Origin of the sequence: Hyella patelloides LEGE 07179 (genome assembly GCF_900659865.1) — a bacterium.
Lineage (GTDB): Bacteria > Cyanobacteriota > Cyanobacteriia > Cyanobacteriales > Xenococcaceae > Hyella > Hyella patelloides.
In genome coordinates this window covers 1-8,493 of the sequence record NZ_LR214063.1, presented here as the reverse complement: position 1 = coordinate 8,493, position 8,493 = coordinate 1, and the positions used below count along the sequence as shown (strand labels likewise).

The following is an 8,493-nucleotide window of genomic DNA, read 5'->3' as shown; positions in this document are numbered from 1 at the left end:
GAGAAAGCCAAGGCTGATTATGAAGCAAGACTTGAACCTGTCACTAAATTAATAGAAACCTTATTTTCTGCTGATGAAGAATTATCAGAAGTAAATAAGTTAGTACCCTCAGCAACTTGGTATCGTTCCCTTTGCTATAAAACACAACAGTCTTGGAGTCGTTCTAGAAGAGTTGTAACCAAAGTTTGTCATGGCTCTCATGGCTCACAAATGCGCCACATTGTTACATCTTTACCAGCATCATTGATACCACCATCTAAACTTTATACTGATAAATATTGCCCTAGAGGGGAGATGGAAAATCGCATCAAAGAACAACAATTAGATTTATTTTCTGACCGAACTTCAACGCAAACATTTGACAGTAATCAACTCAGACTTTGGCTATCTTCAATGGCTTATGTCCTGCTACAAGCTTTCCGTCAAAATTGTTTTAAAAGAACCTCTTTTGCTAAAGCTACAGTCGGGACAATTCGTCTTTCTTTCCTTAAATTAGGAGCGAAAATAACCATTAGTTGTAGAAGAATTTTAATTGCTATTGCTACTGCTTGTCCCTATCCAGATATCTTAGTCATTGCTCACTCAAGAATTCAAGCGATTCCTGATTCTGGATGATTTTAATTTTTGAGCAAAATAATTAAAATAGTTGCTTAAATGGCTATTACTTAATTGCCGTTTATTTTGTCATGGAAAATTTTTCGATTGGAATTATTTTAAAGTTATTGTTGGGGAATTTTTGCAGAATTTAGTGCTTTAGTCCTGCCCCAATATCGAAAATTTTTCTTATCAGGAAAAATTGATGATTTTTCAGTTTAAAATTAGGCTTCAACTTAATTTGTGAGAAATGCGGGATTATGATGGGGTTTTTGGGAATTATAATCTCGTACCATTTTTTATCATTTATCATTTAACAGTTATCATTTATCATTCCCTAATTCCCAATTCATCATTCATTATTCTTAATTCATACTTAAAAACATGGCTGAATATCAAAAAATCGAATACCGCATTGGCAAAGATGGCAAAATTACCGAAACAGTTATTAATGCTTCGGGAGAAAGTTGTACTGAAACTACCGCACCTTTAGAAGATGCTTTGGGTAAAGTAGAATCTCAGGAATTATTACCCGAATACTATCAAGGAGAAGAAAATCTAATTAATTCTGAAACGCAGTATTTAAAGGATGAATTATGAGAGATAAAGGATGAATGATGAATGATGATTTATCGGACAAACCAATAAATCTATCTGCGTTTATCTGCGTTCATCTGCGGACGAATTATTTCTTTCAAATCAAGATGTAAACCGTTATCAATAAATTTTAGATATAAATGAATGATTTGTTATTAGCTTTATTGCTATTTTTGTTATTTTTAATTATTTTAGTTAAAATTTTTGGTCATTCTTCCAAAGACGATATCATCAAAGCAAAAGATAAAGAAATAGCTGAATTGCAACAACAATGTGCTAGATTGAGAGTAGATTTGGAAGAGCGATCGCATCAAGCTACTAAAGATTTAAAACAAGATTTTTTTACTAAGCTGCAAACTCTCTTAGCTAATTATCCTACGGCGACTAAAATGGCTCAACATAAGCCAGATTTACCAGCTAAAAACTTAGTGGCGTTATTTACTCCTTTGGGGAATTTACTATCAGATTGGGGTTACGAAACTATTGGCGAACCTTGGGAAGAAGTAACCTATAATCCTCAACTTCACCAAGCAGATTCCGATGATATTACAGAAGGAGATACTGTTTATATTCGCTTTATCGGTTATCGCTATGAAGATAATATTGTATGTCCTGCAAAGGTGAGTCGAACTTTACCAATTAGGAAGGAGGAATGAAGAATTATGAATTAGGAATTATGAATGATGAATTAAGATAACAAAAATAATTTAAATAGTGTGGGTATCGCCCACATATTTATAGGTATAAATTGTAAACAGATGACATCTAATGCAAATAATAACGAAAAACAACCAAAAGAGTACGATTTAGTTTTAGGGAATCAACAGCAACCGCAATCAGGAGACTTAGTACTAGGTGGTATTGCAGGAGTCAAAAAAAGACTTAGAAGTCAGTCTCTTAATGAAAAAATTGCTGTGATCGAGCAACTAGAAAAATATGGAGTAGAAGGATTCGATATATTAATCGATATTGGCAAAAAAGAAGACGATATTCAAATTAAAAAGCTTGTATTTAAGGAAATAATTAAATATGGAGATCGGGGAGTAAATTTTGTTATAGAACATTTATTTCATTCTTCTCTTTGGATACAAAAAGCAGCAATTGAAATACTGATTGATTGTCCCCAAGAAAAAGCAAAATTGGCATTACGCGGTAACACTAATAGTGTCAGTCTTTATATCAAAAGAGGAACAGAGCGACTGAACAAAAAAGATTATCAAGGTGCGATCGATGATTTTTCTGAAGTATTAGATTATATTTTTGAATATACAGATTTATATAACAGGCGAGCATTTTGCTATCAACAATTACAACAATATCAATTAGCAATTAACGATCTTTCTCGAATAATTACTATAGCTTCAAATTCAAATTCTCTTCACGGAGTTTATTATAACCGAGGTAATTGTTATTTATCTTTAAAAGAATATAAAAAGGCGATCGCAGACTAGACAAAAGCAATTGAAATTAAATCTGATTTTTCACTAGCTTATTTTGTTAGAGGTATGCTTTATAAGGAGTTGGGATACATTAAAAAAGCTCAAGAAGATTTGATTTTATGGAAACAATTTAATCATAAAAAATGAATAATTTAGACAAGCAACCTAAAGAATACGATCTTGTACTTGGTGGTAATAATCCTCCTCCCACTGATGGTTTAGTTTTGGGTGGTATTGATGGTTTAAAATTACAATTTAGTAATGCTAATTCTGAAGAGAAGAAAATAGCTATTTTACAAAAAGCTTCTTCCTATGAGGAAGCAGGAGAAGCTTGGTTATTCGATCTTATTGCTACAGAAAAGAATAAAATTCAATGGCTTGCTGCTATTTTACTTTCTAATACTAAGAATGAGGTTTATAAGGAATTATTACTAGAATATTTTGCTGAGTTTATTCCTAATAATGTAGAACTGTGGAATGAATACAAACAAGCATTACCAGATTATAAAATTAATTTATCGGAAATAAATCTTAGTGGTGCAAAACTCTATGGAATAGATTTAAGTGGAGTCAATTTAAACGAGGCTGATTTAAGTAGTAGCGATCTTAATAAAGTTGATTTTAGTAAAGCATCTTTAATCAAAGCCAATTTTAAAACATCGATGATCTGTGACTCTTGTTTATTTCAAACTGACTTAAGTGAAGCTATCTTAGAAAAAACATTGATTGTTTGTCTTACTTTAGAGAAAACAATTTTAGAAAAAGCCAATTTAACTAGCTGTGAATTCCTTAGCTCAGAAATTAATAATATTTCCTTGAGCAATACTAATTTTCAATATGCTGATTTTAATGAATGTATCAGTATCAAAAATACTATTTTTGGCAATAATAATAATTTAAAAGACACATCATTTTTAAGTTTGGATTTTGAAAATGTAACATTTAGTCATGTAAATCTTCAAGGAGTATCTTTTGTCGAGTCATCATTTAAAAATACACTTTTTGATAATTGCGATCTAACTAATACTGAATTTTATACTTATGAAAATGGAATAGTAAATCTAATTTTTAGAGAATCTAATTTAGAAAATGTAGATTTTAAATTATCTAATCTCCAAGGAGTAAAATTCGATCGCGTTAATTTAAAAGGTGCGGATTTTAGATGGTCTGACCTTACAGGAGTAGATTTTACAGGTTTGGATATTAGGGGTGCAAATTTTACTCGTTGTACTTTTGGAAATAATAATCTCGATAAAGCTAATACAGAAGGAGCAAAGTTTAGTAGTGTAGATAGTCCGAGATTTCCTCCTAATTTGGATACTTCTAATTTAGAAGGTGCGTTATTTGACGACGAACATTATTATGAGCCAGGTTACGAATAGGGAATGATGAATTATGAATTATGAATGATGAATCAAGGCAACCAAAAGAGTATAATCTAGTACTTGGTGGGAATAATCCCCCTCTTACTGATGGTTTAGTATTGGGTGGTATTGAAGGAGTTAAAAGATGTTTAGTAAGTGACGATATTAAAGTTAGAATCGCTGCGCTATCTGATGCGATTAAATATGGAGATGAAGGTTTAGATTTAGTTATTGAAGCTTTACAAGATAAATCGGATAAAGTAGGAATAGCTGCTTATAAATTATTACGAGATAGAAAAGAGAATAAAATTAAACAAGCTATCATAAATTTTAATCCCTATCGTTTTTTGAATGTATTTACGACATCAACATACCAAGTAACGATCCAGGGTTTATTATTTTTAGTCAAACCAAATTATTGTATTGTACTTCACATTATTCTTTCTTTTCTGGAGAAAGTATTATTAGATATATAGAATGGAATTTAAAACAATCCAAAAAAACACATTTACCAGAGCTAGAAATATTATCTGACAAATACTTTATTTCAAATGTTCATAGTCCTATCACTTCGTTGTATATTCATCCTGAAACTAATACTCTAATTGCTGCTGGTACTCTTAAAGATAATCTTTGTTGCAATCATATTGAAGTAATTGACTTAGCAACTGGAATTAGCCGACAAGAACTCGATAGACTGAATAATGATTCTAAAATTAGTGCTGTCACCGAACAACAAATTATTAATATCTTTCTCGGACATCACAATAAAAAAGCAGCGAGAGTTAATGTTGCTATTAGTCAAGATCGAAAAATATTAGCTACTAGCAGTCAACGTTCTCAAAAATGCAATCAAAAAAACAACTCAGTGATACTTTGGGATTTACAAAGTGGAAAGCAAATACACACATTAAAAGGTCATATAAATAAGGTGACTTCTTTGGCAATTAGTAATTATAATAGTATTTTAGCTACAGCTAGTGAAGACGGAACAATTAAAGAATGGGATATCAAAACTGGAGATAATCTTTCTTCTGAGAAAAATAATTATAATATTGTAGCTAACAGTAATCTATCTTACAATAATGGTTTAATACAATTAAAATCCAGCAGCCCTTCAGATTTATTTAGTATTGATTCAGAGGCAAATATTTTAGCTGTTGCCAAAGATGGAAGTATCTTAGCTTTTTCCAAACATGACAGATATACAGAACAGATAAAGATAAATGAGATCGAGATTTTTAATATAAAAACGTACCAAAATCTAACAACTTTATACCACGATGGAGTATCGGGAATTGCAATCAGTCCAGACGGTAATACTATTGCTACTATGGGAGTTGATTTAAAAACAAGCGATCGAGGAAGTTTTATTAATTATGTCAATATCAAACTCTGGCAAGTAAAATTATAGTTTTTTTTTAATACAAATACAATTTACTATTTTTGGGAACAATAAGATTAAAGTTTGAGAATTAAATTCATCCTTAATCATTCCTAATTCATCCTCCCCCAAATGACTATTATCGCGATTGACTTTGGTACGAGTAACACTGTAGTTAGTCTTATAGAAGCAGATACCAAAGCAGCAACAACTATCAGACTACCCGAAATATCCCGTTTATTTACTTATAGTATTAATACTGAAGAAACTAAAAGCATTGCTGTAACTCCCACTCTGGTATTTATTAAAGAAGCTGAACAATTAATATTAGGAGAAAAGGTTAGAGGACAGCGTTTGGGATTGGGGAAACCAGAGCGTTTATTCAAAGCCTTCAAGCGAGATTTAGCAGCAGATTTTCAAGCACCACCGAGACAGTTAGATAACCAGAGTTATACGAGTAAGTTAGTTTCAGAATTATTTATTAAAGAAATTTGGCAGCAAATCAAACAGCAAAATATCGAACCTAGTAAAGTTATTTTCACTGTTCCTATTGGTGCATTCGAGAGATATTTAGATTGGTTTCGAGATTTAGGATACAGTTTAGAAACGGAAGTACAGTTAATAGATGAATCTACTGCTGCTGCTTTGAGTTATGCCATACAAAAGTCTGGTTCTTTAGTGCTTACTTTAGATTTTGGTGGTGGTACGCTAGATTTAAGTTTAGTCCGCACTATCTTAAATCCTTCAGAAACCGATAAACCTTTAAAAGCCGAAGTAATTGCTAAATCCGATGCTTATGTAGGAGGAGAAGATATCGATATTTGGATTGTGGAAGACTATTTACGCTCTATTAATACATCACGAGAATCAGTAGGTAAAATTGGCTGGCAAAATTTGTTAGAAATAGCCGAAAAATTAAAAATACGCCTTTCTAAAGAAGCATCAGCTAAAGAAAGTTGGTTCGATGATGAAAATTTTATGTCCTATGACCTAGAATTAGACCGAGATAAGTTAGAAGAAATATTAGAACAACAGCAACTACTAGAACAGTTACGCAATGCTTTAGATGAAATAGTTGCCATAGCATTAGGAAAAGGCATTAGTAAAAGCGATATAGAACAAGTATTATTAGTAGGGGGTAGCTCTTTAATTCCCACAGTACAACAATTAGTTATTTCCTATTTTGGGAAAAAGAAAGTCAAGTTAGATAAACCCTTTGAAGCTGTTTGTCATGGTGCGCTAGCTTTAAGTCAAATTACGGAAATAGACGATTATTTGCGCCACAGTTACGCCATTCGTTTATGGGAACCTCAAACTAAGAGTTATACTTATGTTAGTATCTTCGATGCTGGTATTGAGTATCCCTGCGCTACAGACAAACCTTTAACCCTTCAAGTAGCGACAGAAGGACAAACGGAAATTCGTCTCGACATCGGGGAAGTGGCGCAGATATCCCAAGCTGAAGTTAGCTTTGATAATAAGGGAAGAATGACCAGTGGCGAGTTACGCCAACAAAATCAGTATAGCTCTTTAGATAGTAATCGCACTTCTGTCTGTTTGGCACACCTCGATCCTCCTGGTGAAGTGGGAATAGATCGTATTGTGGTTGATTTTGCTGTAGATAATAATCGGGTGTTGTTAGCGACTGTAAAGGATTTATTGACGGGAAGGGTATTAGTTGAAAGGGGAGTTATTGCTAATTTGAAATGAGAAATTGGGAATGAGGAATTGGGAATGAGGAATTGGGAATGATGAATGAGGAAAAATTAGTAAAGCGATCGCAACATATTATATAGTTTATCTTTTCTCGATCTGTCTTACTATCACCTACGTTATTTCAATTGCTTGTAATTCTGAACAATAAAACTGAGTCGCATTCGACACTCTTTTCCGTTATGTATAAAATATCATGTCAAGTGTCAATAATCAAGTAATTTTTGAATAATGAGGGATGAATTATGAATGAGGAAAAAAAACCTCAAGAATACGATTTAGTTTTAGGAGGAAATAATCCGCCTCCTGTAGATGGTTTAGTATTGGGTGGAATAGAAGGAGTAAAGCGAAGATTAGAGAGTAGTAATCTAGAAATTATTAAAGCAACGTTAACTGATGCTATTCAATATCAAGATGAAGGATTAAATTTAGTAATTACAGCTTTATCTAATAGTCAGCAAGAGATTAGAAAACACGCTGTTAATATTTTACGGGAAAATAAAACAGCAAAAGCAGAACGAGCATTATTAGACTACGATCCGTATTCTCTTTTTGTTCGATTTAGCGATTGGAATCTCAAAGATTTTAATTTAGACTCTTATTTAGACGTTCCTGTTAATACTGCTTATAGAGTCGATTTAAAACAATTTAATGATATTATTTCAGAACTAAAAAAATTAGAGCCTCAAGGAAGTAAAATCGAGGCTTTATATTGTCCAATGTGGTCAGATTGGTATAATTACAATCAGGGCAAATCAATATCATATAAAGAATGTATCGATCTTTTACTTGATGCACATCAACAATTGCCAAATCTCAAAGCTTTATTTTTTGCAGATGAAAGTGACGATCGAGGAGAAGAAAGATGGGAATATAAAAGATATAAAATTTGGATGAATGAAGTTAGACACCTTTTAGAAGCTTACCCGAAACTAGAGCTTTTACAACTTCAATGTCATGGTGGATTATATTTTAGTCATGTACAACACAATTGCTTAAAAAATTTAATTGTTGAAGCTAGAAGCTTAGGGGATTATGCCTTAAAAAATATTATGTTTCTTGATTTGCCACAATTAGAATATTTAGAATTATGGCTAGGGGAAGATCGTGATTATAGAATGAAACAATATAGTGGAAGAAGAAATGATATTGAGTTCTTAAATGATTTATTAATGCCACTCTTATTTGAAGATCATTTTCCAAATTTAAAGTATTTAGGTTTATGTAGTTGTGAGTGGGCTGACGATCTGGTTGATTTTTTAAAAGATTCTCCAATAACGGGACTTAAACAAAAACTAAGCCCAAATGAACCCTAAACTAGCTTTGTAAGCAGTAAAAACGTCTAAATTATGATTGAGCCACTGGACAAAACGATAAGACATAGCTGTACGAAATGCCGACC

9 protein-coding genes are annotated in these 8,493 nt (G+C 32.3%); all 9 read left to right on the top strand.

All coding sequences use genetic code 11. The features are described from left to right. On the top strand, positions 1-615 hold a 615-nt coding region (locus H1P_RS28495), incomplete at its 5' end, for a transposase (protein ID WP_186376194.1). A gap of 363 nt (positions 616-978) precedes the next feature. Further along, positions 979-1,194, top strand: a complete 216-nt coding sequence (locus H1P_RS28490) for a DUF2997 domain-containing protein (RefSeq protein WP_144874097.1) — start codon at positions 979-981, stop codon at positions 1,192-1,194. Between the two features lie 137 nt (positions 1,195-1,331). Beyond that, a complete protein-coding gene (locus tag H1P_RS28485; RefSeq protein ID WP_144874095.1) occupies positions 1,332-1,847 on the top strand; it encodes a nucleotide exchange factor GrpE in 516 nt (171 codons plus the stop codon). A 102-nt stretch (positions 1,848-1,949) separates the two neighbouring features. Then, positions 1,950-2,642, top strand: a complete 693-nt coding sequence (locus tag H1P_RS28480; RefSeq protein WP_144874099.1) for a tetratricopeptide repeat protein — start codon at positions 1,950-1,952, stop codon at positions 2,640-2,642. A 131-nt stretch (positions 2,643-2,773) separates the two neighbouring features. Next, positions 2,774-4,012 (top strand): pentapeptide repeat-containing protein, encoded by a 1,239-nt coding sequence (locus H1P_RS28475; RefSeq protein WP_144874093.1) that lies wholly within the window; start codon positions 2,774-2,776, stop codon positions 4,010-4,012. A gap of 20 nt (positions 4,013-4,032) precedes the next feature. After that, positions 4,033-4,470, top strand: coding sequence for a hypothetical protein (locus H1P_RS36655; protein ID WP_186376193.1), 438 nt, complete (start codon positions 4,033-4,035; stop codon positions 4,468-4,470). Beyond that, the gene (locus H1P_RS28470; RefSeq protein WP_186376192.1) at positions 4,413-5,408 is read left to right on the top strand and encodes a WD40 repeat domain-containing protein; all 996 of its coding nucleotides are present in this window, start codon (positions 4,413-4,415) and stop codon (positions 5,406-5,408) included. The genes H1P_RS36655 and H1P_RS28470 overlap by 58 nt, the downstream gene beginning before the upstream one ends. A gap of 102 nt (positions 5,409-5,510) precedes the next feature. Beyond that, on the top strand, positions 5,511-7,088 hold the full coding sequence (locus H1P_RS28465; RefSeq protein ID WP_144874089.1) for an Hsp70 family protein: 1,578 nt from the start codon (positions 5,511-5,513) through the stop codon (positions 7,086-7,088). Between the two features lie 248 nt (positions 7,089-7,336). Beyond that, on the top strand, positions 7,337-8,407 hold the full coding sequence (locus tag H1P_RS28460; RefSeq protein ID WP_144874087.1) for a hypothetical protein: 1,071 nt from the start codon (positions 7,337-7,339) through the stop codon (positions 8,405-8,407). Positions 8,408-8,493 lie beyond the last annotated feature (86 nt).

What these genes read in the sequence shown, in the direction of transcription:
- H1P_RS28490 (WP_144874097.1), top strand. Translation starts at nt 979, where the DNA reads ATGGCTGAATATCAAAAAATCGAATACCGCATTGGCAAAGATGGCAAA.
- H1P_RS28485 (WP_144874095.1), top strand. Translation starts at nt 1,332, where the DNA reads ATGAATGATTTGTTATTAGCTTTATTGCTATTTTTGTTATTTTTAATT.
- H1P_RS28480 (WP_144874099.1), top strand. Translation starts at nt 1,950, where the DNA reads ATGACATCTAATGCAAATAATAACGAAAAACAACCAAAAGAGTACGAT.
- H1P_RS28475 (WP_144874093.1), top strand. Translation starts at nt 2,774, where the DNA reads ATGAATAATTTAGACAAGCAACCTAAAGAATACGATCTTGTACTTGGT.
- H1P_RS36655 (WP_186376193.1), top strand. Translation starts at nt 4,033, where the DNA reads ATGAATGATGAATCAAGGCAACCAAAAGAGTATAATCTAGTACTTGGT.
- H1P_RS28465 (WP_144874089.1), top strand. Translation starts at nt 5,511, where the DNA reads ATGACTATTATCGCGATTGACTTTGGTACGAGTAACACTGTAGTTAGT.
- H1P_RS28460 (WP_144874087.1), top strand. Translation starts at nt 7,337, where the DNA reads ATGAATGAGGAAAAAAAACCTCAAGAATACGATTTAGTTTTAGGAGGA.